General features: G+C 72.7%; 22 protein-coding genes and 3 pseudogenes. 8 read left to right on the forward strand and 17 right to left on the reverse strand.

All coding sequences use genetic code 11. The features are described from left to right. Nucleotides 1-13: 13 nt before the first annotated feature. Nucleotides 14-1150 (forward strand): methyltransferase, encoded by a 1137-nt coding sequence (locus tag ACFYWQ_RS15040; RefSeq protein ID WP_389516451.1) that lies wholly within the window; start codon nucleotides 14-16, stop codon nucleotides 1148-1150. Here the strand turns inward: ACFYWQ_RS15040 and ACFYWQ_RS15045 are convergent. Both ACFYWQ_RS15045 and ACFYWQ_RS15050 read right to left on the reverse strand, forming a co-directional pair. Next, nucleotides 1137-1997 (reverse strand): ketose-bisphosphate aldolase, encoded by an 861-nt coding sequence (locus ACFYWQ_RS15045; protein WP_389516453.1) that lies wholly within the window; start codon nucleotides 1995-1997, stop codon nucleotides 1137-1139. The genes ACFYWQ_RS15040 and ACFYWQ_RS15045 overlap by 14 nt on opposite strands. A 59-nt stretch (nucleotides 1998-2056) precedes the next feature. After that, a complete protein-coding gene (locus ACFYWQ_RS15050) occupies nucleotides 2057-3412 on the reverse strand; it encodes a lysine N(6)-hydroxylase/L-ornithine N(5)-oxygenase family protein (RefSeq protein WP_389516454.1) in 1356 nt (451 codons plus the stop codon). Between the two features lie 54 nt (nucleotides 3413-3466). On the opposite strand from ACFYWQ_RS15050, the gene ACFYWQ_RS15055 reads away from it, so the two are divergent. After that, nucleotides 3467-4420 carry a methionyl-tRNA formyltransferase gene (locus ACFYWQ_RS15055; protein ID WP_389516456.1) on the forward strand — a complete coding sequence of 318 codons (954 nt, stop codon included), beginning with the start codon at nucleotides 3467-3469 and terminating at the stop codon, nucleotides 4418-4420. Between the two features lie 251 nt (nucleotides 4421-4671). On the opposite strand, the gene ACFYWQ_RS15060 is transcribed toward ACFYWQ_RS15055, so the two are convergent. The 10 genes from ACFYWQ_RS15060 to ACFYWQ_RS15105 all read right to left on the reverse strand — a co-directional run bounded on the left by ACFYWQ_RS15060 (nucleotide 4672) and on the right by ACFYWQ_RS15105 (nucleotide 16180). Further along, nucleotides 4672-6084 carry a condensation domain-containing protein gene (locus ACFYWQ_RS15060; RefSeq protein ID WP_389516458.1) on the reverse strand — a complete coding sequence of 471 codons (1413 nt, stop codon included), beginning with the start codon at nucleotides 6082-6084 and terminating at the stop codon, nucleotides 4672-4674. 476 nt (nucleotides 6085-6560) lie between these two features. Next, nucleotides 6561-6779, reverse strand: coding sequence for an MbtH family protein (locus ACFYWQ_RS15065; protein ID WP_389516459.1), 219 nt, complete (start codon nucleotides 6777-6779; stop codon nucleotides 6561-6563). 230 nt (nucleotides 6780-7009) lie between these two features. Beyond that, the gene (locus tag ACFYWQ_RS15070; protein ID WP_389516461.1) at nucleotides 7010-7774 is read right to left on the reverse strand and encodes an ABC transporter ATP-binding protein; all 765 of its coding nucleotides are present in this window, start codon (nucleotides 7772-7774) and stop codon (nucleotides 7010-7012) included. Next, on the reverse strand, nucleotides 7771-8571 hold the full coding sequence (locus ACFYWQ_RS15075; RefSeq protein ID WP_389516464.1) for an ATP-binding cassette domain-containing protein: 801 nt from the start codon (nucleotides 8569-8571) through the stop codon (nucleotides 7771-7773). Before ACFYWQ_RS15075 ends, ACFYWQ_RS15070 begins: the two co-directional genes overlap by 4 nt. Then, on the reverse strand, nucleotides 8568-9443 hold the full coding sequence (locus ACFYWQ_RS15080) for an ABC transporter permease (protein ID WP_389516468.1): 876 nt from the start codon (nucleotides 9441-9443) through the stop codon (nucleotides 8568-8570). The genes ACFYWQ_RS15075 and ACFYWQ_RS15080 overlap by 4 nt, the downstream gene beginning before the upstream one ends. Then, nucleotides 9440-10405, reverse strand: a complete 966-nt coding sequence (locus ACFYWQ_RS15085) for an ABC transporter permease (RefSeq protein ID WP_389516469.1) — start codon at nucleotides 10403-10405, stop codon at nucleotides 9440-9442. The genes ACFYWQ_RS15080 and ACFYWQ_RS15085 overlap by 4 nt, the downstream gene beginning before the upstream one ends. Further along, the gene (locus ACFYWQ_RS15090) at nucleotides 10405-11925 is read right to left on the reverse strand and encodes an ABC transporter substrate-binding protein (protein WP_389516471.1); all 1521 of its coding nucleotides are present in this window, start codon (nucleotides 11923-11925) and stop codon (nucleotides 10405-10407) included. The genes ACFYWQ_RS15085 and ACFYWQ_RS15090 overlap by 1 nt, the downstream gene beginning before the upstream one ends. A 46-nt stretch (nucleotides 11926-11971) precedes the next feature. After that, nucleotides 11972-12712 (reverse strand): DUF1684 domain-containing protein, encoded by a 741-nt coding sequence (locus ACFYWQ_RS15095; RefSeq protein ID WP_389516473.1) that lies wholly within the window; start codon nucleotides 12710-12712, stop codon nucleotides 11972-11974. A 378-nt stretch (nucleotides 12713-13090) separates the two neighbouring features. After that, nucleotides 13091-13417 (reverse strand): DUF2218 domain-containing protein, encoded by a 327-nt coding sequence (locus tag ACFYWQ_RS15100; RefSeq protein ID WP_389516474.1) that lies wholly within the window; start codon nucleotides 13415-13417, stop codon nucleotides 13091-13093. A gap of 243 nt (nucleotides 13418-13660) precedes the next feature. Next, complete coding sequence (locus tag ACFYWQ_RS15105; RefSeq protein ID WP_389516476.1) at nucleotides 13661-16180, reverse strand: MFS transporter; 2520 nt, start codon at nucleotides 16178-16180, stop codon at nucleotides 13661-13663. 270 nt (nucleotides 16181-16450) lie between these two features. Between ACFYWQ_RS15105 and ACFYWQ_RS15110 the strand changes: the two genes are divergently transcribed. Next, entirely contained in the window at nucleotides 16451-17647 is a 1197-nt protein-coding gene (locus ACFYWQ_RS15110) for an MFS transporter (protein ID WP_389517409.1), read from the forward strand. A gap of 99 nt (nucleotides 17648-17746) precedes the next feature. Next, a complete protein-coding gene (locus ACFYWQ_RS15115; protein ID WP_389516478.1) occupies nucleotides 17747-18499 on the forward strand; it encodes a maleylpyruvate isomerase family mycothiol-dependent enzyme in 753 nt (250 codons plus the stop codon). A 30-nt stretch (nucleotides 18500-18529) separates the two neighbouring features. On the opposite strand, the gene ACFYWQ_RS15120 is transcribed toward ACFYWQ_RS15115, so the two are convergent. Continuing rightward, nucleotides 18530-18925, reverse strand: coding sequence for a MarR family winged helix-turn-helix transcriptional regulator (locus ACFYWQ_RS15120; RefSeq protein ID WP_389516480.1), 396 nt, complete (start codon nucleotides 18923-18925; stop codon nucleotides 18530-18532). 85 nt (nucleotides 18926-19010) lie between these two features. On the opposite strand from ACFYWQ_RS15120, the gene ACFYWQ_RS15125 reads away from it, so the two are divergent. After that, nucleotides 19011-20501, forward strand: a complete 1491-nt coding sequence (locus tag ACFYWQ_RS15125; protein ID WP_389516482.1) for an MFS transporter — start codon at nucleotides 19011-19013, stop codon at nucleotides 20499-20501. A gap of 70 nt (nucleotides 20502-20571) precedes the next feature. Next, nucleotides 20572-20874 (forward strand): DUF6332 family protein, encoded by a 303-nt coding sequence (locus tag ACFYWQ_RS15130; protein ID WP_389516484.1) that lies wholly within the window; start codon nucleotides 20572-20574, stop codon nucleotides 20872-20874. Nucleotides 20875-20992: 118 nt separating this feature from the next. On the opposite strand, the gene ACFYWQ_RS15135 is transcribed toward ACFYWQ_RS15130, so the two are convergent. The 4 genes and pseudogenes from ACFYWQ_RS15135 to ACFYWQ_RS15150 all read right to left on the reverse strand — a co-directional run. Next, complete coding sequence (locus ACFYWQ_RS15135) at nucleotides 20993-22123, reverse strand: hypothetical protein (RefSeq protein WP_389516486.1); 1131 nt, start codon at nucleotides 22121-22123, stop codon at nucleotides 20993-20995. A gap of 525 nt (nucleotides 22124-22648) precedes the next feature. Next, nucleotides 22649-23185, reverse strand: a complete 537-nt coding sequence (locus ACFYWQ_RS15140) for a phosphate-starvation-inducible PsiE family protein (protein WP_389516488.1) — start codon at nucleotides 23183-23185, stop codon at nucleotides 22649-22651. Nucleotides 23186-23585: 400 nt separating this feature from the next. Next, a pseudogene (locus ACFYWQ_RS15145) lies at nucleotides 23586-24093 on the reverse strand (AAA family ATPase); the annotation flags it as partial. Next, nucleotides 24081-24341, reverse strand: a pseudogene (locus ACFYWQ_RS15150) (ATP-dependent Clp protease ATP-binding subunit); the annotation flags it as partial. The pseudogenes ACFYWQ_RS15145 and ACFYWQ_RS15150, both read right to left, overlap by 13 nt. A gap of 135 nt (nucleotides 24342-24476) precedes the next feature. Here ACFYWQ_RS15150 and ACFYWQ_RS15155 point away from each other — a divergent pair. Beyond that, nucleotides 24477-24680, forward strand: a complete 204-nt coding sequence (locus tag ACFYWQ_RS15155; protein ID WP_389516490.1) for a hypothetical protein — start codon at nucleotides 24477-24479, stop codon at nucleotides 24678-24680. A gap of 196 nt (nucleotides 24681-24876) precedes the next feature. Beyond that, a pseudogene (locus ACFYWQ_RS15160) lies at nucleotides 24877-24999 on the forward strand (IS982 family transposase); the annotation flags it as partial. Nucleotides 25000-25033: the final 34 nt, after the last annotated feature.

Consider the following 25033-nt stretch of genomic DNA (forward strand, 5'->3'; position numbering starts at 1 on the left):
GATGGACGACCGTATGACGACGCCGTGGGGCGAGCTCTCGCTGGCCCGCCACCCCGAGGACCCGCGCGACGGCCTGCGCGCCTGGGACGCCTCCGACGCGTACCTGCTGCGCCACCTCGCCGCGGAGCAAACCCCGCTGACCGGGACGGTCGTGGTGCTCGGCGACCGCTGGGGCGCGCTGGCCACGGCGCTCGCCGCGTACCGGCCGACGCAGATCACCGACTCCTGGCTGGGGCAGGAGGCGACCCGGGCGAACCTCGCCCGCAACGGCGCCGAGCCCGGCTCCGTGCGGCTGCTGACCACCCAGGACCCGCCGCCCGCGCGGATCGACGTGCTGCTGGTGCGCGTGCCGAAGAGCCTCGCGCTCCTGGAGGACCAGCTGCTGCGGCTGGCGCCGTCGGTGCACGCGGGCACGGTCGTCGTCGGGACCGGCATGGTGAAGGAGATCCACACGTCGACGCTCCGGCTGTTCGAGCGGATCCTCGGCCCGACCCGGACCTCCCTCGCCGAGCAGAAGGCGCGGCTCGTCCTGACGGCTCCGGACCCGTCGCTGGAGCGCCCCGCCAGTCCGTGGCCGTACGGCTACGACCTCCCCGAAGGGATCGGGCCGCTGTCGGGCCGTCCGGTCGTCAACCACGCGGGCGTGTTCTGCGCCGACCGGCTCGACATCGGTACCCGGTTCTTCCTGGGGCACCTGCCGGACACCCGGGGCGCGCGCCGCGTCGTCGACCTCGGCTGCGGCAACGGGATCGTCGGGACGGCGGTCGCGCTGGCCGACCCCCGGGCGGAGGTGCTGTTCACCGACGAGTCGTTCCAGGCGGTGGCCTCGGCGGAGGCGACGTACAAGGCGAACGGGGTGCCGGGGCACGCGGAGTTCCGGGTCGGCGACGGGCTGGCGGGCGTACCGGACGGCAGCGTCGACCTCGTCCTGAACAACCCGCCGTTCCACTCCCACCAGGCGACGACGGACGCCACGGCGTGGCGGATGTTCACCGGGGCGCGGCGCGCCCTGCGGCCGGGCGGTGAGCTGTGGGTGGTGGGCAACCGGCACCTCGGGTACCACGTGAAGCTGCGGCGGCTGTTCGGCAACAGCAGGCTGGTCGCCGGTGACCGCAAGTTCGTGGTGCTGAAGGCCGTCAAGCGGGGGTGAGCCCCACGCCGGTGAGGATCCGTTCCACCGTCCGGGCCATCGCCCCGCGCCCGGCGTCCAGGTAGGCGCGCGCGTCGACCGCGTCCGGGTGCGCGTCGAGGTACTGCCTGATCGCGCCGGTCAGGGCCTGGTTGAGGGCGGTGCCGACGTTGACCTTGGCGATGCCGCCCGCGACGGCGGCCCGCAGCTCCTCGTCGGGCACGCCGGAGGAGCCGTGCAGGACGAGGGGCACGTCCAGGGCCGTGCCGAGCCGTCCGAGCAGGTCGTGGTCGAGGGACGCGGTGCGCGTGGTCATCGCGTGGACGCTGCCGACGGCGACGGCCAGGGCGTCCACCCCGGAGTGTTCGACGAACGCGCGGGCCTCGGCGGGGTCGGTGCGGGCGCCGGGCGCGTGGGCGTCGCGCGGGGGTGTCCCGTCCTTGCCGCCGATCTCGCCCAACTCGGCCTCGATCCACAGTCCCTGGGCGTGCGCCCGGTCGACGGCCGCCCGGGTCGCGGCGAGGTTCTCCTCGTACGGCAGGTGGGAGGCGTCGTACATGACGGAGCTGAACCCGGCGTCCGCGGCCTGCCGGAGCAGGGCGTCACCCCGGACGTGGTCGAGGTGCAGCGCGACGGGTACGGCGGCCTGTCCGGCGGCGGTGGCGGCGGCGCGGGCGAGCGGGAGCACGCGTCCGCCGCGGAACCTCACCGCGTTCTCGCTGACCTGGAGGACGACCGGGGCGCGGACGGACTCGGCTCCGGTGACGACGGCTTCGAGGTGCTCCAGCGTGACGATGTTGAAGGCGGCGACGGCGGTACGGGCCGCGCGGGCCCGGGTGACCAGTTCGCCGGTGGTGGTGAGGGGCACGGCACCTCCCGGTCGGGGTCGGGGTCGGGGGACGTGGACGGCCGGCGCGGGTCGCCGGGTCACGCGGACGCGACGCGCCGGTCCAGCAGGGAGCCGTGGATCTCCGCGGCCCGGACCGCGGTGGTGGACAGCAGGGTGGAGGTCAGTCCGTGGGTGTGCTCGGTGCCGCCCTGGACGTAGATACCCGCGGTGACGTCGGGCGCGGTCTCCACCCGGTGGTCGCGGGTGACCCGGAGGGCGTCCCCGTCGTCGCGCAGACAGACCTTGGCGGCCTCGCCTAGCAGGGCGGTCAGGTCCCGTGGGCGGTATCCCGTCGCGTGCACCAGCAGATCGGCCTCCAGCACCTGCTCCTCGCCGGTGGGCAGGAACTCCACGGCGATGTCGAGGGAGGCGTCGGCCCTGGGCCGTACGTCGCGGATGCGGGAGACGTTGAGGAAGCGCAGCCGCTCCCGGCCGGTGACCTTCTCCCGGTAGGAGGTGGCGTACAGGGACTCGATCAGGTCCATGTCGACGACCGAGTAGTTGGTGGAGCGGTGGTAGTCGAACAGGGACTGCTTCACCTCGGAGGGTGCGCTGAAGTACACGTCCACCGCGTCCGGGTCGAAGATGCGGTTGGCGAACGGGCTGTCGTCGGCCGGGGTGTAACCGTACTTGGCGAAGACCGCGCAGATCTCGGCGGCGGGGAAGGCCCGGTGGAGGTAGTCGACGGTCTCGGCGGCGCTCTGTCCGGCGCCGAGGACGACGGCGCGGCGCACCGGACGCCCCTGCGCGGTCAGTTCGGCGACCCGGGGCAGCAGCTCGCTGTTGTGCCAGACCCGTTCGGTCAGTTCGACGCCCGGCGGCACATGGGGTTCGAGGCCGACGGCCACGCTGATGTCGCGGGCCCGGCGGGTCAGGGTCCGGCCGGGCCGCCCGGGGTCCCGGCAGACGACGTCGAAGCAGCTCACGACGCCGGACTCGTCCCGGACCGGGTCGATGGAGACGACGTGGTGGCTGTAAGACACCAGGTGGCGCATCCGCTCGGCGGCCCACTCGAAGTACTCGTGGAACTCCACGCGCAGCGGGAAGAGCGTCTTCTGGTTCAGGAAGTCGACGAGCCGGCCGCGGTCGCGCAGGAAGCACAGGAAACTGAAGTCACTGGCCGGGTTCCGTAACGTCACCAGGTCCTTGAGGAAGGACACCTGCATGGTGGCGTCGTCGATGAGCATGCCCCGGTGCCAGCCGAAACGCGGCTGGCGTTCGAGGAAGTGGGCGTCGAGCCGCCGCTCGGGCGGGAGTCCGGCGTTGTGTTCCTCGATCGCTATGGCCAGGGCGAGATTCGACGGGCCGAAGCCGATTCCGAGGATGTCGTGGGTGGTGTCCGATCCCAGATGCGGTGGTTTCACCGTGGCATCGCCTCCCTCAGGCAGCCACATGTTAGATAAGGTAAGCCTTACCTTGCAATGGAGCCGTCCGAGGGGAGAACCGCCTTGCGCGTCGTCATGCTCGGCTACCAGACCTGGGGGCACCGCACGCTCCAGGCCCTGCTCGACTCCCGGCACGAGGTCGTCCTCGTGCTCACGCACCCCAAGAGCGACCACGCCTACGAGAGGATCTGGGGCGACAACGTCGCCGAACTCGCCGAGAAGAACGACATCCCGGTCCTGCTCCGCAACCGCCCCGACGACCCCGAACTGCTCGACGCCGTCCGTGCGGCCCGCCCCGACATCATCGTCGCCAACAACTGGCGCACCTGGCTGCCGCCCGAGCTGTTCGACCTTCCGCCGCACGGCACGCTCAACATCCACGACTCGCTGCTGCCGGCGTACGCCGGCTTCTCCCCCCTCATCTGGGCGCTGATCAACGGCGAGGAGCGGGTCGGCGTGACCGCGCACCGGATGAACGCCGAACTGGACGCCGGGGACATCCTGGTGCAGCGCGCGGTGCCGGTCGGGCCCACCGACACGGCGACCGACCTGTTCCACCGCACGGTCGACCTGATCGCGCCGATCGTCCGCGAATCGCTCGACCTCATCGCCTCGGGCCGGGACGCGAGGCAGTGGGTGCCGCAGGACCGCGGCCGGGCGAGCTTCTTCCACAAGCGGGCGCTCGACGACAGCCGCATCGACTGGCGGTGGCCGGCCGAGCGGCTGGAACGGCTGGTGCGCGCCCAGTCGGACCCGTACCCGAACGCGTTCACCCACCACCGGGGAGAGCGGCTGCGGATCGTCTCGGCCGCGGTCTCGGAGGGCCGCTACGGCGGCACCCCGGGGCGGATCTTCATCCGGGAGGGCGACGGCGTGGTCATCGTGGCCGGTCCCGAGGCGCACACCGGCCGGTCCCGGGGGCTGGTGATCCGCCGGCTGCGCACGGACGACGGCACGGAGTACGCGGCGGGCGAGTACTTCCGCACGATGGGGGGTTACCTCACCGACCGGCCCTGAGCCGGAGCGGAGCGCCCGTGCTCCTCCCCCGTGGGCGCCGGACACCCCGGAGCCCGGTCCGCCGCGTTCGGCCGGCGACCGCCGGCGATCGGAGACCGGCGATCGACGCGGCCCGGCCGAGCCGGAGGGCCGCGGGGTGTACGGTCCGCCCCGCGGGGAGGCTCACGGCGACGGTGTCCCCGGGCCGGGTGCCGCGGGCCACGAGGGCGGCGGCACCCGGCCCGGCGCGCGGCCGGCCGGCCCGCCACGGGTCAGCACTCCGTCCGTCCCCCACAGCAGCGCCGGCGCCTCCGGCCGGGCGGCCGCCCGGGTGAAGAAGCCGTCGTGGAACAGGCGGTGGCGTCGACGGCGGAGCGCACCGCGCGCCGGCCGGCGGGGAGCAGGGCGGGCACCGGCCGGTCCCAGACCTCGTCCTCGGCGCCGAGGCGGGTGACGAGCCCGTGGAAGGCGGCGAACATCGCGTCGACCAGCCCGGCGGGGAACGCCTCCTCACGGACGTCCCAGTCGACCAGCAGCCCCCCGTCGGCCTCGGCGACCTGGGCGTCCAGCAGGACCTGCGGGCTCTGGGAGATGATCCACACCGGTTCGCCGAAGGTCCGCCGCACCCGGGCGGCGAACCGTTCGCCGAGGTTGAGCGCGCTGGTGAACACGACAGGGGCGAGGACCTGTTCGCCGCGCTCGCGGGAGAGGTCGCGCAGGACCTCCACACCGGAGTAGTCGGCGTGCGCGGCGTCGGTGTGCATCCGGTCCTGGAGGCGCCGGGCGTGCTCGGCGAAGGGCTCGGGAACGCCGAGGTCGACGTCCAGCAGCACCGAGCTGGTGAAGTCGCCGACGAGCAGGCCGACGTCCGGGTGCGAGCCGCGCCGGTCGGACATCGGCACGTGGAGCAGGAAGCGGGGCTCACCGCTCCAGGCGGCGAGCACCTCCGAGAAGGCGGTCGCCAGCGCCATGGCGGGCGTCAGCCCGTGCCGGTGGGCGCGGGCGGTCAGCCGGCGCTTCTCCCCCGGTGACAGCCGGTGGTGACGCCGTGTCACCCGGGTCGGGCCGGCCCGCTCCGCCCCGGCGGCCAGGGGCAGGCCGGGGGCGCTGGGCAGCTCGGGCACCCGCCGTCGCCACCAGGCGCGCGCCTGCTCGCGGCTGAGCCGCCGTACGTCCGCGCGCTCGGCGAGGTAGGCCGGGTAGCTGGTGCCGATGGGCGGCAGGGCCGCGCCGGGGTCCTCGTACAGCGCGGCGAGGTCGGCGAGGAGGATCCGGTGGCTGAGCGCGTCCGCGGCGAGCCTGTCGACGTCGACGTGGAGCCGTGCGCGTCCCTCCGGCAGCAGCGAGAGCCGCACGGCGAAGACCTCGCCGCCCTCGACGTCCAGCCGGGCGTGCGAGGACGCCTGCCGCAGCTCCTCCAGGCGGGTCGTGACCGCCTTCTCGTCGAGGCCGCGCAGGTCGTGCACGGTCGTGGCGGGGCGGGTGAGCGCGGGCAGGATCTCCTGGCGGCCGTCGTCGGTGAACCGGGCGCGGAGCATGCCGTGGCGGGCCGCGAGGGCTCCTACGGCCGCGTCGAGGCGGCCGGGGTCCAGGGCGGTGCCGTCGAACTCGACGTAGAGGTGGGCCGCGACGGACCCGAGGGGGGTGCCCTCGCCGCGCCCGCTCCAGTACGCATGTTGCGTCACGGCCAGCGGGAACGGCGCGTCGGGGGCGGGCGCCGGTGCGGGGGCGGGTCCGGCCTGCGGCCCTGGGCCCGGTGTGGGGGTGGGGGTGGCCTGCGGCCAGGGGCCCGGTGTGGGGGTGGGGGTCGCCTGCGGCCGGGGGCCTGGTGCGGGGGTGGGGGTGGCCTGCGGCCCGGGGCCTGGTGCGGGGGTGGGGGTGGGGGTGGCCTGGCTGCGGGAGGCCGAGAGGAGGCTGTCGTCCTCGCCCGGTCGCCGCGCGGGGTCGAACGTGTCGATGACCGCACGGAGCAAGTCGTCCGCGGTCGGGGGGTGTTGCGTCACCGGTTCCTCCGCTCCCTCACTCACACGTCGTCGGGGAAGTGCTGGAAGTACTGGAGTCGCTCTCGATGTCGTTCCGCTGGCCGGGCGGGCCGGAGTACTGGGTGCGAAGGGCGGCCCGCAGGCGGTGGAGGGGACCTCCACGACCGGGCGGGCCGCCGTCAGTCCCCGGCTCCGCGCATCGCCTCGACCAGGCTGCGCGGGCGCATGTCCGTCCAGTTCCGCTCGACGTGCTCCAGGCAGGCAGCCCGGCTGTCGGGGCCGTGGACTCCGGCCCAGCCGGCCGGGACGGGCAGGAACTCCGGCCAGAGGGAGTACTGGCCCTCGTCGTTGACCAGTACGAGGAAGACGCCGTCGTCGTCGTCGAACGGGTTGGCCATGTCGGTTCCTCTCCTGACGAGTGGAAGTGAAGAACCCGGAGTACTCGTCCGGCGCTCCGGGCACCGGCTCTGTCACGGTGGCGCGGTGGATCTTTGCGGGGAGCACGGTGTGCCGTGCATCCAACCCCCCGAACAAAACTTAGGCGAGGCTAACCTAATACAACGCCGGTCCGGAGGGAAGGACACGCGCTCCGGAAGAACTCCGTCGAGGCACGCGGCCCGGCGGCGCGTCAGGCGGGGAGGCGGGGGACGCTGTCGATCAGGCGGCGGGTGTACGGGTGGGCCGGGTCGCCCAGCACCTGGGAGGTGTCGCCCTGTTCGACGATCAGGCCGCGCTCCAGCACGGCGGTGCGCTCGCACAGGGAGGCCACGACGGACAGGTCGTGGGAGACCATCACCAGGGTCAGGCCCCGCTCCCGCTTCAGCTCGGCCAGCAGGTCGACCACCTTCACGCGGGTGGTGACGTCCAGCGCGCTGACGGGCTCGTCGGCGAGCAGGACGCGCGGGTCGCACACCGTGGCGCGGGCGATGGCGATGCGCTGGCGCTGGCCGCCGGAGAACTCGTGCGGATAGCGTTCGGCGGCGTCGGCGGGCAGCCCGACCCCTTCGAGCGCCGCGGCCACCTTCGGCGCGGCGCTCGCGCGGGAGTCCAGGCCCAGCGAGCGCAGCGGCTCGGCAACGATCGAGCCCACCCGGCGGCGCGGGTCGAGCGAGGAGTAGGGGTCCTGGAAGACGCACTGGACGCTGCGCCGGAAGCGCCGCATCTGCTGCCGGTCGCGCAGGGCCAGGGGCGCGCCGTCGAAGCGGACCGTGCCGGCGGTGGGGCGGGCGAGGCCGAGCAGGAGACGCAGCAGCGTGGTCTTGCCGGCGCCGGACTCACCGACCAGGGCGAGGCTCTCGCCGGGCCGCACCGCGAGGGACACGTCCCGGACCACGTCGGCGCGGGCACCCCGGTAGCGCACCGCCACGTCGGCGAGTTCCAGCACGGGGGTCACTTCGCGCTCCTCAGGTGCAGTGCGGACTCCAGCGTGCGGGCGCTGGCGACCAGGTTCCTGGTGTACTCCTCGCGGGGGTCGCCCACGACGTCCCGCACCGCGCCCTCCTCGACGGCCCGGCCGTCCTTCATCACGAGCACCCGGTCGGTCACCTTCGCGACGACGGCGAGGTCGTGGCTGACGAACAGCACCGCCATGTCGCGTTCCCGCACGAGGGTGTCGAGCAGGTCGAGCATCTCCGCCTGCACGGACACGTCGAGGGCGGTGGTCGGTTCGTCGGCGATGAGCAGCGCGGGCTCGCAGGCCAGGGCGGCGGCGAGGGCGACGCGCTGGCGCTGGCCGCCGGAGATCTCGTGCGGGAAGGCACGGGCGATGCGCTCGGGTTCGGGCAGCCGGACCCGTTCGAGCGCGTCGAACACGGCGGCCCGCAGTTTCTTCCCCTTCAGGCCCGTACGCCGGGCCAGGGGTCCGGCGATCTGCCGGCCCACGCGCATCAGGGGGTCGAGGGCGGTCAGCGGTTCCTGGAAGACGACCGCGGCGTCGCGGCCCCGGACGGCGGTCAGGCGTCTGTCCGGGGCGCCGACGATCTGGGTGCCGGCGAGGACGACGCTGCCGGTGGCCGTCATGCCCTCCGGCAGCAGTCCGAGCACCGCGAGCGTGGTGAGGGACTTGCCGGAACCCGACTCGCCGATCAGCCCGAGGCGTTCGCCGCCCGCGAGGGTGAAGGACAGGTCGGTGACGAGGGGCCGTCCGCCGGCGGTGCGCACCGACAGCCCGTCCACGTCGAGGAGGGTCATGTCCGCCTCCCGCGGCTCGCCGGGTCGAGGGTGTCGCGCAGGCCGTCGGCGATCAGGTTGACGCCCACGACGAGGAGCACGAGCAGGACGCCGGGGGCGAGGGCGCCGGCCGGCGCGATGGTGAAGGTGGCCTGGGCCTCCTGGAGCAGGCGTCCCCAGGAGGCGTTGGGCGGCGGCGCGCCGAGGCCGAGGTAGGACAGTCCGGCCTCGGCGAGGACGGCGAGGCCGAACTGGAGGGCCAGGTTGACCACGAGGGTGGGCCAGATGTTCGGCAGGACGTGGCCGGCGACGGTGCGCGGCCAGGAGGTGCCGGAGGTGCGGGCCGCGGTGATGTAGTCCTGGGTGAGGACCCGCTTGGCCAGGATGCGGACGAGGCGGGCCACGACCGCGCTCTGCGCCAGCCCGATGGCCAGGACCGCCGATCCGAGGGTGGCCGACCGGGCGGCGACGACGAGCATCGCCAGCAGCAGGGTCGGGAACGCGATGAGGATGTCGAGGAATGCCGAGAGCGTGTCGTCCAGCCAGCCCTGGGCGAACGCGGCGAGCACGCCCAGCGTGACGCCGATGAGGGCGGCGACGGCGACGGAGCCGAGGCCCGCCCCGAAGGCGATGCGCGCACCGGTCATCAGCTGGGTGAACAGGTCGCGTCCCAGCTTGTCGGTGCCGAGCAGGTGCCCGTCGCCGGGTCCGGCGAGCCGCCCGCCGGTGGTGTCGTCGGGGGCGTAGGGCAGCCAGAGGAACGACACGAGGGCGAGCAGCGCGACCAGGCCGGTGAGGACGCAGCCCACGGTCAGCGTGGCGGAGCCGCGGCGGGTGCGGGAGCCCGTCCGCCGTTCGGCCGGTCGGGCGAGGATGTCCGTGGGGGCCGTCACCTGGCACCTCCCGAGAGGCGGCCGCGCAGCCGCGGGTCGACGATCCGCTGGACGAGGTCGGCGAGGAAGCCGATGAGCAGCACCGCGAGGGTGGACACGAAGAGGACGCCCTGGATCACCGGGTAGTCGTGCTGGGCGATGCCGGTGGCGAGCAGGGAGCCGAGGCCGGGCAGCGCGTACACGGACTCCACGACGACGGCGCCGAGGAGGGTGGAGGCGAGTTCGATGCCGAGGATGGAGATGACCGGTACGGAGGCGTTGCGCAGGCCGTGGCGCCACATGGCCGTGCCGAAGCCCTCGCCGAGGGCGCGGGCCGTGCGCAGGTGGTCGCTGCCGAGCACGTCGAGGGTGGCGGAGCGGACGTAGCGGATCAGGGACGCGCTCATCACGAGGGCGATGGTGACGACCGGCAGGACGAGCGAGCGGACCGCGTCGGCCGGCGCGGACCAGCCGTCCTGGGGGAATCCCCCGGAGGGCAGCCATCCGGCGTTCAGCGCGAACACGGCGATGAGGATCATGCCGAGCCAGAACACGGGCACGGCGATGCCCAGCTGGGACACGCCGCTGAGCAGGGCGCCGTACCAGGTGCGCCGTTTGTGCGCGGCGACGAACCCGGCCGGTACGGCGACCAGGACCGCGAGCACGAAGGCGGCCAGGGTGAGCGGCACGGTGACGTTCAGCCGGGCGGTGACCTCGGGGCCGACGGGCAGCGAGCTGACGAAGGACGTGCCGAGGTCGCCGCTCGCCAGCTGCCCGAGCCAGTGGGTGAACTGCTCGGGCAGCGGGCGGTCGGAGCCGATGGAGTGGCGGGCGGCGGCGATCTGCTCGTCACTGGCGCCGACCGCGGTGAGGGCGTTGGCCGGGTCGCCGGGCAGCATGCGCAGGAGGACGAACAGCACCACGCTCGCCAGGGCCAGCGACACCAGCAGGAAGGCGAGCCGGCGCAGCAGGTAGCGGCCCATCAGCCCGTCTTCTTGATGTCGTAGGCGTAGAACTGGGAGTTCAGGCCGTTGAGCGGGTAGCCGGAGAGCTTGCTGCTCGCGACGACGATCTGCGGGTAGAGGTAGAGCCAGTCGCTGGCGGCGTCCTCGGCGGTCTTGCGGTTGACCTTCTTCAGGAGCTCGGTCTGCTCGGCGGCGGTGGACGCCTCCTCGGCCTGCTCGACCCACTGGGTGACCTGGGCGTTGTCGTAGCCCCAGTAGAAGTCGGGGTTGCCGTACCAGACGAGGTCGCGGTCGTTGACGTGCTCCTGGAGCGTGGCCGTGAAGTCGTGGTTCTTGTAGACCTTGGTGTACCACTCGTCGGGCGTGATCGTGTTGATCTTGACGGTGATGCCGACCTTGGCGAGTTCGGACTTGATGAACGTCGCGGCGGTGGGGTGGGGGTCGTAGTTGGGGGTGTCGAGGGTGAAGCTGAAGCCCTTGGCGTAACCGGCCTCGGCGAGCAGCTTCTTGGCCCGGGCGACGTCGTGGGCGTTGACGTCGGTGAGGTCCTCGTACCAGGGGTCGGTGGGCGGCACCATCGAGCCGATGAGCTTGCCGTAGCCGCCCCAGACCGATTCCAGGAGCTTCTTGTCGTCGATGGCGGCGGAGACGGCCTGGCGCACCTTGACGTCGGTGAAGGGCTTGGCCTTGTCGTTGAAGGCGAGCAGCAGCTTGGTGGTGGAGTCGCCGTCGTTGACCTTGTAGTTCTGGTTGCTCTTGAACTGTTCCAGGGCGTCGGGCGACTGCTCGCTGGTGACCACGTCGACGGCGTTGGTCAGCAGCGCGTTGTTCAGCGCCGTGGCGTCCTTGTAGTAGTGGAAGACGACCTGCTTGTTGGCGGCGGCGTCGCCCCAGTAGCCGGCGAAGCGGTTCAGGCTCAGCGCGGAGCCGCGGGTCCACTTGGCGAGGGTGTAGGGGCCGGTGCCGTCCTCGCTCGTCTTCAGGTCCTTCGCCTCGGAGTTGATGATCCAGACGTAGGAGAGGTTGTAGACGAAGGAGATCGACTTCTGCTCCAGCGTGACCTCGACGGTCTTCGCGTCGGGGGTGGCGATGTCCTTGACGACCTCGAGGTTGCTCTTGCGGGCCGACTGCGAGTCGTCGGCGAGGACCTTCTCCAGGCTGTACTTGACGTCGGCGCTGGTGAGTTCCTTGCCGCTGTGGAACGTCACGCCGTCGCGGAGGGTGAAGGTGTAGGTGAGGCCGTCGGCGCTCACCTGGTAGTCCTGGGCGAGGAGCTTGTCCACGTCACCGTCGTCGGTGAGCCGGAACAGGCCCTCGTAGACGTTGCCGTTGAGCGCCTCGGTGACGCCCTGGCCGCCGCCCGCGGTGTTGTCGAGGTTCTGCGGCTCGTAGAGGGAGCCGATGTTGACGGTGGCGTCCTTGTCCCAGGTGCCGCCGGAGGCGCTGCCCCCGGTGGAGCCGCCGCCGCAGGCGGTGAGGGTGAGGGAGAGGACGGCCGCGGTGGTGATCGCGTACAGGGACGACTTCTGGAGGCTCATGGCGTGCGGTGCTTTCGTGCGTGCTGCGGGACGGGGAAGGGAGCGATCAGTGCTGTGCGGTGAAGCCGTCGCGGAAGACGGGGCGCTTCTCGCCGGCCTCGACGGCCAGGTGGAGGCGGTTCTGCCGCGGCGGCATCGGACAGTTGTACTGATCGGAGAACCCGCAGGGCGGTACGAAGGACCGGTTGAAGTCGAGGACCACGCGGTGGTCGTCCTCCGTGCGCTCGACGAAGAGGAAACGGCCGGCGCCGTAGGTGCTGTCGCCGTTGGTGGGGTCACCGAAGACGAGGAGGAGGGTGCCGTCGTCGTCGAAGGCGCTGAGGGTGTAGTCGTGGCCGTCGACGGTGAGCGAGATGTCCCCGGGCACGACGAGGTCGCGGGTGCCGCCGTTGTCCCGGATGTGCTCGAAGGCGACGCGGCGGGCGCCCGGGACCGGGGTGTAGGAGGCCTCGAGGACCCAGGAGGGGTCGTAGGGGAAGACGTCCACGCGCTCGAAGGCCTCGACGGCGGGCGCGGCGGCGTCCCAGAAGCGCAGCCCGTGCTCGGGTGCGCCGGTGACCAGGTCGGTGCGGCTCACCGTGGTGACGGTCACGGTGTCGGGCAGACCGGCGCGGGCCGCGTCCACGTCCGGGAGTTCGCCCGCCGGGAGCCAGCGGGTCTCCACGAGGGCGAGGTTGCCCGTGGGGGCGGTGAGCGCCGTGCGGCGGCCGGCACACCAGGCGTTCCATCGCTCCGCGGCATCGGTGGACGAGGGAGCGGTGGCGGGCTCGGGCACGGCGGAACTCATTCGGCTAGAAGGGGGGCCATCGACTAATCGACTACAGAACGCTAATAGATGGCCAAAGCATGCCCTTTATCTTTCATAAGATCGGCTAATGTCAAAGGCTGGTTTCACATGCTGAGACGCATGTCTTGACGAGCGAAGCACGAACGCCCCCGCCACGGGACGGGCGGGGGCGCTGCTCGGTCGCGGCGGCCGTTCGGCGGCCGCGGCGGCCACTGTGCCGGGGGTGTGCTCGGCCGCCGTCCCCGGGTGGGCACGGTCGCCGTGCCCGGGTGGGCTCGGCCGCCGTTCCGTGCGGTCCCGGCTGCCGTACTCGGCGGGCTCGGCCGCCGGACTCGGTCGGGCTCGGCTGCCCAACTCGGGCGGTTTCAGGCGCTGTTCTCAGGCGGGTTCGCCGCGCTGGGTGCTGCCCGGCTCCCCCGTGTCGCGGTGCCACTCGACGACCAGTTCGTCACGGGTGCCGAAGCGGACCAGGTGACGGCCCATCACGTCCTCCAGCCGGTCGAGGTGCTCGGCCTCGGTGTCCAGGGTGAGCAGCAGGGCGTCCTCGGTCGCGGTGAGGGTGCCGGTGCCCTGGGGGAACGTGATGCTGCCCACTCCCTTCTCCTCGTCCCAGTTCGACTCGGCGCGGCGGCCCAGGTGGGCGGCGAGCTGCTTGCCGTAGCGGTGGGGGCGGTCGGTGCGGACGCGGGCTTCCGAGCGGGGCATGGGCGACTCCCTGGAGAGCGGGCGGACGGGTGCGCCGGAGGGGCGGACCCCGGGCTTCCGGCTCCTTGCAGTACTGCCAGACGCGGCGGCCCGCGTACACCTCCCACGCCGCAACGTATGGATTCCCTCCGCGGTGCGTGGACGCCGCGGAGGGACCCGGTCCGGAGAACGCGAAGGGACTCCGGTCCGCAGGACGGGGAACGGGGAACGGGGAACGGGGAACGGGACCTCCGTCCGGAGAACTCAGTCGGCGGCGTGGGCGAGTTCGATGTCGTGGCCGTCGACGTCCCCGCCCAGGAGGCGCACGCCCTGCGCGCGCGGGGGGTAGCCGGTGGCCGTGACCGTGTACTGCCCGCCGTCCAGGTCGGAGAAGGCGTACGTGCCGTCGCTCCCGGTCGTGGTGGTGGCGACGACGTTCCCGGCGGCGTCCACCAGCGTGACCCGCGCGTCACCGAGCGGCGCGCCCGCTCCGCGCACGGTGCCCCGCACCCGCGCCCCGGGCCGCAGCTCGACGTCGACCCGGGTGATCCCCGTGGCGGCGACCTCGACGGACAGCGCCGACGGGCGGTGCCCGGGGGAGCTGACCGCGAGCGTCACCGGCCCCGGTACCAGGTCGGCGACGGAGAACGCGCCGACGCCGTCGCCGCGCACGGTCGCCAGCACGTCGCCCCGCACGTCCGTGACGACGACGACGGCTCCCGGGACGGGCTTCCCGCCGTCCGCCGACCGCACCACGCCGGCGAGCCCGCTGCCGCCCACGAGGAGCACGTCGTACGTCACGGGCGCGGCGCCGGCCACGACGGTGGTGGCCTGCGGCTGGTGGCCGTCGGCGGAGGCGATCAGCACGTACGTCCCCTCCCCCGGCGCCTCCACCGCGTAGGAGCCGTCGGGCGCGGCGGCCGAGCGGCTCAGCTGGGATCCGCCCAGGGAGATCAGGGTGACGGAGGCGCCGCCCACCGGAGCGCCCTCCGCGCCCCGCACCCGGCCGCGCACCTGGTACGCGTCCGTCGCAGGGCCGCCGTCGGCCAGGCCCGGCACGGCGGCGACCAGGTCGGCGACGGCACGGGCCAGCGGAACGGCGACGGCCGCGCCCACGGCCCGCTCCGACACCCCGGCGACGACCGGTACCGGGTGGCCGGGGTGCTGTTCGGCGGTGGCCGGTACAGGGCTCTCGGAGCGCTGCTCGCCGATGACCGGTACGGGAGTTTCGGGGAACTGCCCGGCGGTGGCCGGTACGGGACTTTCGGGGCGCTGCCCGGCGGTGGCCGGTACAGGGCTCTCGGGGCGCTGCCCGGCGGTGGCCGCGAGTGCGGGACCGTCCGCGCCCTCCTGCTCCGCGGCGGCGGCCGTCCGCTGCCGGGGGATGAAGGCGGCGACCAGCAGGGCGAGCACGGCGGAGCCCGATCCGACGGCCATGACGACCTTGAACCCGTTCTCCGAGGGCAGGGCCGTGGTGCCGAACGTCGTGGTCATCCGGGCGAGGACGACGCCGGCGACGGCACCGGCGGTGGAGGTGCCGATGGACCGCATCAGCGTGTTGAGGCTGTTGGCGGCGGCCGTCTCGGAGGGGTCCACGGCGCCCATGATGAGCGCGGGCATCGCGCCGTAGGCGAAGCCGATGCCGGCGCCGATCACACAGGACACCAGGACGAGCTGCCACACGGCGTCCATCAGCACGATGCCGAGGCCGTAGCCGACGGCGACCACCACCGCACCGAGCATCAGGGTCGCCTTCGGCCCCCGCGCCCTGGAGAGCGCGGCGGAGACCGGCGCCACGGCCATCATCACCAGGCCCGCGGGGGCCATGACCAGGCCCGTGTCCAGCAGCGACCGGCCCAGACCGTAGCCCGTCGCCTCAGGCAACTGCAGAAGCTGCGGAAGGACCAGGGACATGGCGAACATGGAGAACCCGAACGCCGTCGAGGCGAGGTCGGTCACCAGCACCTGGCGGCGCGCGGTGGTGCGCAGGTCCACCAGCGGCTGCGCGACGCGCCGTTCGAAGGCGCCCCACAGCGGCAGGACGACGACCGCGGCGGCGAACAGCCCGAGCGTGGTGCCGCCGGTCCAGCCCCAGTCGGCGCCCTTGGAGACCGCCAGCAGCAGACAGACCAGTCCCACGGCGAGACCGACGGCCCCCACCAGGTCGAACCGCCCGCCGGTGCGCACCGCCGACTCGGGCACGGTCAGCGGCACGATCACCACGGCGAGGACGCCGAGCCCGGCCGAGGTCCAGAACAGCGCGTGCCAGTCGAAGTGGTCGGCTATCAGCGCGGCGGCGGGCAGCCCCAGGGCGCCACCGACCCCGAGGGAGGCGCTCATCAGCGCGGTGGCCGAACCGAGCCGCTCGGCGGGCAGTTCGTCGCGCATGATGCTGATGCCGAGGGGGATGACGCCGGAGGCCAGTCCCTGCAACGCCCGGCCGACGAGCAGGGGGGCCAGCGTGTCGCTGAGCGCGGCGGTGACCGACCCGGCGACGAGCAGTACGAGGCTGACCAGCAGCATGCGGCGCTTGCCGTACATGTCGCCGAGGCGGCCCATGACGGGGGTGGCGACCGCGGCCGCGAGGAGCGTGGCGGTGACCGCCCACGCCGCGTCCGAGGCCGAGGCGTCCAGCAACCGCGGCAGGTCGGGAACGATCGGGATCACCAGGGTCTGCATCAGCGAGACCACGATCCCGCCGAAGGCCAGCACCGCCACGACGAGACCGGCCCGCGAGGCGGGGGCCCCCGCCGTCGGCTCGGGGCTGGGGTGGGCAGGGGTCATGGGCCGGGCCTCCGGGGGGAGATGCAGTGTGCACGACGGCCCAGACTCTAGATCCCTTTGATTGACTTAAGCAAGTAGGGTTTTCCGTGAGCGTAACGTGAAGAATCTGCGGATCCGAGGGGGCGGGCGACGGCCCGGCGAGGGCGGGAGCCGGGGCCCGCGGGAGGGCGAAAGCCGTTCCCGCCGCCCGGAACCTCCCTTGTTCCGGGCGCACCGCTCACCTAGCCTGACTTTGTGCCGCTCATAAACAAAACCCGTCCGCACAACGCCGTGCCGGGCGACGCGCTCCGCCGGATCCGGATCGCCCTGACCGTCTTCTTCGCTATCGACGGATTCGTCTTCGCCGGCTGGGTCGTCCGCATCCCGGCGATCAAGGAACAGACGAACGCCTCCACCGGCGCGCTCGGGCTCGCCCTGCTCGGTGTCTCGGCCGGAGCGGTCGTCACGATGATGCTCACCGGCCGCCTCTGCCGGCGCTACGGCAACCACCAGGTCACCGTGGTCTGCGCGGTCCTGCTCTCGCTCAGCGTCACCCTGCCCCCGCTGACCCACTCCGCGACCGCGCTGGCGGCCGTCCTCCTGCTCTTCGGGGCCGCCTACGGCGGTATCAACGTCGCCTTCAACAGCGCCGCCGTCGATCTGGTCGCGGCCCTCGGCCGACCGATCATGCCCACGTTCCACGCGGCCTTCAGCCTCGGCGGGATGATCGGCGCCGCTCTGGGCGGGCTGGTCGCGGACGCCCTCTCCCCCACACGCCATCTGGTGGGCCTGTGCGTCGTCGGCCTGCTGGTGACCGCACTCGCCGGACCGACGCTGCTGCGCGAGACACCGCCTCCACCGGCATCCGTCGCCGCCGGCACGGCACCGCCCGGACGGGAAGAGCCCACGCGTCCCGCCGGGCCGCCGCACCGCCTCACGCCCCGCAACCGCCGCCTCGTCGTCGTCTTCGGCCTCATCGCCCTGTGCACGGCCTACGGCGAAGGCGCCCTCGCCGACTGGGGCGCCCTGCACTTCCAGCAGGACCTGAACGCCTCCCCGGGGCTCGCGGCCGCGGGCTACTCCTGCTTCGCGCTCGCCATGACCGTCGGCCGGCTCACCGGCACGACGCTTCTGCAACGTCTGGGCCGGACGCGTACGGTCGTGGCGGGCGGCGCGACCGCGGCGGCCGGCATGCTGGTCGCCTCCCTCACCTCCACGGCCTGGCCGGCCCTGTTCGGGTTCGCCGTCACCGGTCTCGGACTGGCCAACCTCTTCCCCGTGGCCGTGGAACGCGCGGGCGCCCTCGCCGGACCCACCGGCGTCGCCGTCGCCTCCACCCTCGGGTACGGCGGGATGCTCCTCGGGCCGCCGGCGATCGGCTTCATGGCGGACTGGTTCTCCCTGCCCGTCGCCCTGACCAGCGTGGCCGCGCTGGCGGCGGTCGCGGCCCTGATCGGCGTCTTCTTCCGCCGCGCGACGGCGAGTTGAGCCGAGCGGGAGCACCGCACGACGGAGTGCGTCGAGCCGGGCGGGAGCAACCGCACGACGGAGTGCCTGGAGCGCACTCCATCCGGCACACTTCCCCGCATGGAGATTGCCGAGTTCATCAGCGTCCTCGACCGGGAGGGCTCGGGGCTCGCCGCCGCCGCGGCCGCGGCGGGCCCGGACGCGAAGGTGCCGACCTGCCCGGACTGGCAGGTCCGGGACCTGCTGCGGCACACGGGCGTCGTGCACCGCTGGGCGGCGTCGCACGTCGCCGGGCGGCTCACCGCCCCGCAACCGGTGGAGGACCCGCCGGACCTCGACGGCGCCGACCTGCTCAGCTGGTTCGAGGAGGGGCACCGCCGGCTCGTCGACACCCTCACCACCGCCCCGCCCGACGTGGAGTGCTGGGCCTTCCTGCCCGCGCCCTCGCCGCTCGCCTTCTGGGCCCGGCGGCAGGCGCACGAGACGGCCGTGCACCGGGTGGACGCCGAGTCCGCGCACGGCACGGCGCCCGGGGAGAGCGCCGCCCCCTTCGACCAGGCCTTCGCGGCGGACGGCATCGACGAACTGCTGCGCGCCCTCCACGCGCGCCCCAAGAGCCGGGTCCGCACCGGGACGCCTCGCGTCCTGCGGGTGCGGGCGACCGACGCGGACGACGCCGTGTGGACCGTACGCCTGTCGTCGGAGCCGCCCGCGGCCGAGCGGGGCGGCGAGGGCGACGCCGACTGCGAGGTGTCGGGAACGGCGGCGCAGCTCTACCTGGCGCTGTGGAACCGGCGGCCGTTCCCCGCCGTCACGGGCGACACCACGCTCGCGGACCTGTGGCGCGACACGTCCGCCATCGTCATGAGGTGACCGGCCGACGGCACCGGCCGGCCGGTGCCGTCACTGCGCCAGCATCCTCGTCAGCACCGCGCGCTGCACGGGCAGTACCTCGCCGTGCAGCGCGCGCCCCTTTCCCGTGAGCGCCACCCGGACGCCCCTGCGGTCCTCGGGACACATGGCGCGCTCGACGAGGCCCTCCTTCTCCAGCCGGGCGATCAGCCGCGAGAGCGCGCTCTGGCTCAGATGCACCCGCTCGGAGATCTCCTGGACGCGGAAACCGCACGAGCCGTCCGGGGCCGCCGTCCCGGCGAGCACGTCGAGCACCTCGAAGTCGCTGCCGCACAGGCCGTGCCGGTGCAGCGCGCGGTCGAGCGCGCACTGGGTCCGCGCGTGCGTCGCCAGGATGCCCCGCCACCGCTCCACGAGCGCCGCCTGTCCGGCCTTCTCCGCCGCCATGGCCCGCACCGTAGCAGAGAACCGATTTCATTGCATCGACATTAAATGCACTTGCATTTGATGCATGCGCATGTAGTGTCGCGGCATGACCTCTCCGCTCCCCTCCCCCGCGTCACTCCCGTCGGAGGTCCGCTGGACCCCGCGGCTGTGGGGCACCCTGCTGGTGCTCTGCGCGGCGATGTTCCTGGACGCGCTGGACGTGTCGATGGTCGGCGTCGCCCTGCCGTCCATCGGCTCCGACCTCGGCCTGTCCACCTCGACCCTGCAATGGATCGTCAGCGGCTACATCCTGGGCTACGGCGGGCTCCTCCTCCTCGGCGGCCGCACCGCCGATCTGCTCGGCCGCCGCCAGGTCTTCCTGGTCGCCCTGGGCGTCTTCGCGCTCGCGTCCCTGCTCGGCGGGCTCGTCGACTCGGGACCGCTGCTCATCGCCAGCCGGTTCGTCAAGGGCCTGAGCGCGGCCTTCACGGCCCCGGCGGGCCTGTCGATCATCACCACGACGTTCCCGGAGGGCCCCCTGCGCAACCGCGCGCTCTCCCTCTACACCACCTGCGCCGCCACCGGCTTCTCCATGGGCCTCGTCCTCTCCGGCCTGCTCACGGAGGCCAGTTGGCGCCTCACGATGCTGCTGCCCGCGCCGATCGCGCTGATCGCCCTGCTGGCGGGCCTGCGACTGCTGCCGCGCAGCGAACGCGAAGAGCGGCACAGCGGCTACGACGTCCCGGGCGCCGTCCTCGGCACCGCGTCGATGCTGCTGCTGGTCTTCACCGTCGTCCAGGCGCCCGAGGCGGGCTGGGCGTCCGCCCGCACCCTGCTGTCCTTCCTCGCCGTGGCCGTCCTGCTGGCCGTCTTCGTCCTCGTCGAGCGGCGTTCGGCCGGGCCGCTGGTCCGGCTCGGCGTCCTGCGCTCCGGCAGCCAGATCCGCGCCCAGCTCGGCGCGACGGCCTTCTTCGGCTCGTACGTCGGCTTCCAGTTCCTGGCGACGCTCTACATGCAGACGCTGCTGGGCTGGTCCGCGCTGCACACGGCGCTGGCCTTCCTGCCGGCGGGCGCGCTGGTGGCGCTCTCCTCGACCAGGGTCGGCTCCGTCGTCGACCGGTACGGCACCCCGCGGCTGCTCGTGACGGGCTTCGCCCTGATGGTCGTCGGGTACGCGCTGTTCCTCCGTGTCGACCTGGACCCGGTGTACGCCGCGGCGATCCTGCCCAGCATGCTGCTGATCGGCGCGGCCTGCGCGCTGGTCTTCCCCTCGCTCAACATCCAGGCCACCAACGGGGTGGAGGACCACGAGCAGGGCATGGTCTCCGGCCTGCTGAACACCTCGGTGCAGGTGGGCGGCGCGCTGTTCCTCGCCGTGGTGACGGCGGTGGTGACCGCGGGCGCCCCGGCCGACCCCACCCCGCAGGCGGTCCTGGACAGCTACCGGCCCGGCCTGGCGGTGGTCACCGCGGTCGCCGGCCTCGGGCTCCTGATCAGCCTCACCGGCCTGCGCACGCGCCGCGCGCGGCGGTCGGTCGTGGTCGCCGGGTCCCCGGTGGAGGAGACGCACGCGGAACCGGTCCCGGTGCGCAAGTAGGGGGCGCCTCCCTGCGTGCGCCCGGCGGGGGTGGTTGCCCCGCCGGGCGCACGTCCGTGACACTCACCGTATGAGCGGTCACGGGGGACGGCGCACACAGGCCGAACGCGATGCCATCACCGTCGAGATCGGGTACGCGCTGTTCAGCGCCGCCTTCGCGGCGGCCGTCCTGTTCGGAGCGGTGGCTGGCCCGGCGCTGCTGTTCCGGCTCCCGGACGGCGTCGAGACCCTGCTCCTGCGCACGGGGGGCGTGCTCGCGCCCGTGCTCTTCACGGTCCGGGTGGTGAGCGTCCTGACGCGCTTCCGTTCCGCCGACCACCGGCCCGACGGGACCGAGGGCACCCCTCCTGACCGGACCGGCCCCGACGCCTAGACGATCGGTTCCGGCTGGTCCGAAGGACGCCCCGTGAAGCCCGAACTCCGGCACGCCGGCCAGCGGTGAGCGGCGATGCCGGCACACACGCCCGGGAGCCATCTGCGCCGGTATCGGTTCACTTCGAGGGCTGGTCACCGTGGTCGTCCTGGAGCATATGGCGACGTTCCTGTTCACGCCTGGAGTAGGCGGCTGCCCGGATCGCATCGTCGCTCTCCAGACCCGATCCAAGGGCGCCGCCCACGGTGGCGACCGAAGCGACGAACCAGGACAACGTCCAGTAATCCGTGGCGTGCAGCGGGGTTCGTGTCATGGAAGCGAACACTCGGTCGTTGAGGATGAACAGCGCCCACACCAGGTTGATGACCATCAAGCCCGCGTAGCAGACGAGCACCCCGATGCCCACGGTCAGGACGGTCGAGGCGTTGTAGAGAGCCGCCCTCTGCCTCGCCTCCGGCGAGCTCTCTGTTGATCGATGCCACAGGTTCGCGTCCACGATCAGCCAGCCGATCATGATCGCGACGGACCCGACCGTGGCGATCACGAGGCGTGGCGGGCTCAGGGACGCGGCCAGGCTCCAGACAGTGGAGTTCACAGTGGCGACCGCTCCCGTGGCGAGTGCGGCCGCCAGGGCTTTCGACAAGCCCGGCACCAACCGCCACGGCCGGTTGGCGCGGACCATACCGGCGAGCACCCGCAGGTAACCGCGCGGCCCGCTGACGACGTACCGAAGATCGTCGGTCTCCTCACCGGTTCGGCCCGGATGAACAGGCGCGAGACGATTGACGAAGGGCCCCAGAAGCGACTGACTTCGCGAAGGCCCTTCAGCCCCAGTGGTGTGCGGACCCGCCAAGCCAAGCACAGCTTCTTCGACGGCCCGCCGGGCCCTCGTCTGCAGCCGCAGGCCCCCCAGTGAAGGAAGAGAGAGCAGCGCCAAGCCGTGTTCGTGATTCAGATTCACAGCGAGCTTGCGCCCGTGTGAGTGCAGCGGAAGGTCGGTGAGGGCCACGACGATGTCCCAGTCCTCCGCACTCCCACGGTCCATGATCCGGCGCATCAAGGTGGGCAGGTCCTCGGTCCCTGAGGTGAAGGGCTCGCTGACCACCTCGATGTCGAACCGTCGCCCCTGGCCCGACTTGTCGGCGAGCCGATCAGGAAGTATCCGGGCCATGCGCTGCGCGATCTCCGTCGGCGTATCCGGATCCGCCAGGAGGGCCACGACCGTAACGCCCTGAGACGACACCCGCATGACTCGACCCTTCTCTTCGGCGGCCCCGCGATCGCAAGTGCCCACAGGATGCCCTCGGGTAACGTCGACGCCGCGTGACACGCAGGCCCCCGCCGGCCGGTGCAGGCGGTACGGCCGGATCTCTCGTCCTCCCGGTACAGGACCTGCTCCACCACCGGCCACGATCGCGTGCACCACCGCGAACAGCCGCTCCGGCGCCACCTTGGCCCGCACCGCACGGCCGCGCCACCGGCCGCCCCGTCGGTGTTGCCGGACTCCGACACGCTCCCGAGACGCCGAGGGCCGTTCCCCTCAGCCGGTGGGCGACGCGGATCAGACTGAGCATGGACAGCGACAGCAGTGCCGCGTCGGGAGGGCGCGGCCACCGGGACCGGAGCCCGGTGGTGCGGCACGGGGCGGAACTGCGGAGGCGGGCCTTGGCGGACCTCGCGAACGGCCGTGAGCCGCACACCCCTGGAACGGGACGTCGGGACTGGGCGCGAGGAGCAGCGGGTGCGGGCGGCCGTGGCTGCTGAAGGTGACGGATCAGGACGCGCGCGCCTGGGTGGGTGAGGGCTCCGGCGGCGGGGAGCGCTGCGGCTCCTGGAGCGGGAAGTAGTCTTCCGGCCGCGTGGAGCGCCGCCACACGTACACCGCTGTCGCCATCACGAGGATCAGCCCCGCCAGGACCAGCAGTTCGATCCCCTCGACGTTCCACCGGAAGGATTTCTCCGCCTCGGCCGTCACGATGAGCACCTTGCGGATGCCGGCGATCAGTCCGACGACGAGGAAAGGCTCCGCGTCGAGGGTCTGGTTCCTGATGGTGAGGCGGACGGTGTGGAGCAGCTCGGCCACGATGAACAGCACCAGGCTGTTGTCCAGGGCGGAGAGAACGACCGTCTCCTCGTCATACGGCCCCTGGATCGACCTGATGACGTCGTGGATGACCCCGACGGTCAGGAGCCCCGCGAGCAGTACGAGGAGCGCCGCGACGACCAGGTGGATGCCGTCCTCGATGAGCTGCAGGAGGCCCTGTAACCGGCCGCCCTCGATCTTCGGGGTATTGGGTCGCACAATCAGCATGCTAGGGGTGCCCCGGCCCGCAGGCGCGGCATGCTGGGCGAACGGGTGGACGAGCGGATCCCTCTGGCGTTCGTGTCCGCGCGTCGGGCTACCTCGTAGCCCTTGTCCTGCCGCCGGGTGGGCCTCGATGATGTCGCGCCTCGCCTCGCCCGGGCTGCGACCACAGGGACCTGCCGAGCCGGGCGGAGCGCAACCCGGTCCGCACCGAGGCCGACCCTGAGCACAGCGGCGACAGGCCGCGCAGGACGAAGAGCCGCTGGATTCCGCAGTCGTCGGCCGTCCGGCCCCGGGGAGTAGTCGAAGCGCGAACGCTACGCGGTGCCGGGGGCTGCCCGGCCACGTCCGCCAGGCAGTTGCCGCCGTGGCGCCTTCTGTCCCGGCGGCGCTGTCCACCCCCGCCTCATGATGGAAGAAACCCCATTTCAGATGGGCTACTGCGCTTGCCGTGTCCCGGCTCCGGCTGGTCCGCGCCGCCCGAGGCGGCCCCCGGACCGAGGGTCAGTGCCGGCTCGCCGTCCTTGACATCGGCGATGACGGTGTCGCTCGGATTGACCGAGCCGCTGAGCAGCATGGTCGAAAGGCGGTTGTCGAGCTCCGTCCGGATGGTGCGGCTGCTGGGCGTGGAGCCTGCGCCGGCCGCGTTCCAGCAACAGGTCGACGATGCGCACCAGGTCCGCCCGGGTGAGGGCGTGGAAGACGATGATCTCGTCGATGCGGTTGAGGAACTCGGGCCGGGAGTGCGCCTGTGGTTCGGCCATCAGGTCATCCCCGATGTCGTCGACCGCCCCCTGGTGGTCCAGGATGCGCTTGGAGGCGATGTTGCTGGTCATGATGACCACGGTGTGCCGGAAGTCGATCGTGCGTCCCTGGGCGTCGGTCAGCCGCCCGTCGTCCAGGACCTGCAGCAACAGCTCCGGGAGGCCGACACCTGTGTGGCGGCCCACAGCAGGTGCACGGTGTCGAGATCGGACCCGTCCTCGGCGGCACGGCTGCCGGGCGCCGTCAGCAGCTCGTGCGAGGAATCACTGAGCAGCCGTCCGACAGGTACGCGCTGAACGGCGGGCGGTGAAGCTGCCGGACTCATGCCGAAGAAGCGGTCGAAGAGATCGGAGAACGGGTCGCCGGACCCGAAGGGCGAGGTTGTCACAACTGTCATCCCGTCCGGCGGGCGGCACAACGGCTGCGTGCAGCCTGCCGTAGTCGAATTGCCGGTACGCGGCCGTTCTTCGCCGGGTCGTCCCGGCGCGCGAACGCAGCAGGTGAGTGACGGGCGTCCTGGGCAGAGCCGCAGATGCCACAGGCGCTCGGGCACGAGGAGTCGTGGCAGGAGGTGACGCTCAGCGCCAAGGCGATCAAGAAGATCAAGACGGTCAGGACGGTCAGGACGGTCAGGACGGTCGACAGCATCGGTGTCGAGACGGCCGTTGGCTCGCATCCGCGCCCGGGGGGAGCCCGCGCCGGATTCCTCCCCGGAGTCGCGAAGTCGTCCTACTGATCGTCCCGCCCTCGTGGGCGGATGCGCTGCCGGCCCGTGACTCGGCCGAATCACGGGCCGGCAGCAACCACGGCCGCGGCGGGGCGCGCTCGTACGGGGCAAGGAGTCACCGAACCCGGCGGTATTCCGGAGGGGCAGCCCTCAGTTGCTCGTCGCATGGCGCTCGGTTCCTGGCTCGCTGGCCGGGCAGGACATCCGGCTGCTGCGCCCGGCCCGCAGAGGCGGGCCGGAGCGGCCCGGAGCGTCCCTGTTCAAGCCGTTGCGGCAGGTCGTCGATTCGGTCAACGAGACCTTCAAGGGCCAACTCGATCTCGAGAGGTCTTCGGACCCGTACGAGGGCTCCTGCCGCGCGA

The organism is Streptomyces sp. NPDC003247 (assembly GCF_042888135.1).
Classification (GTDB): domain Bacteria; phylum Actinomycetota; class Actinomycetes; order Streptomycetales; family Streptomycetaceae; genus Streptomyces.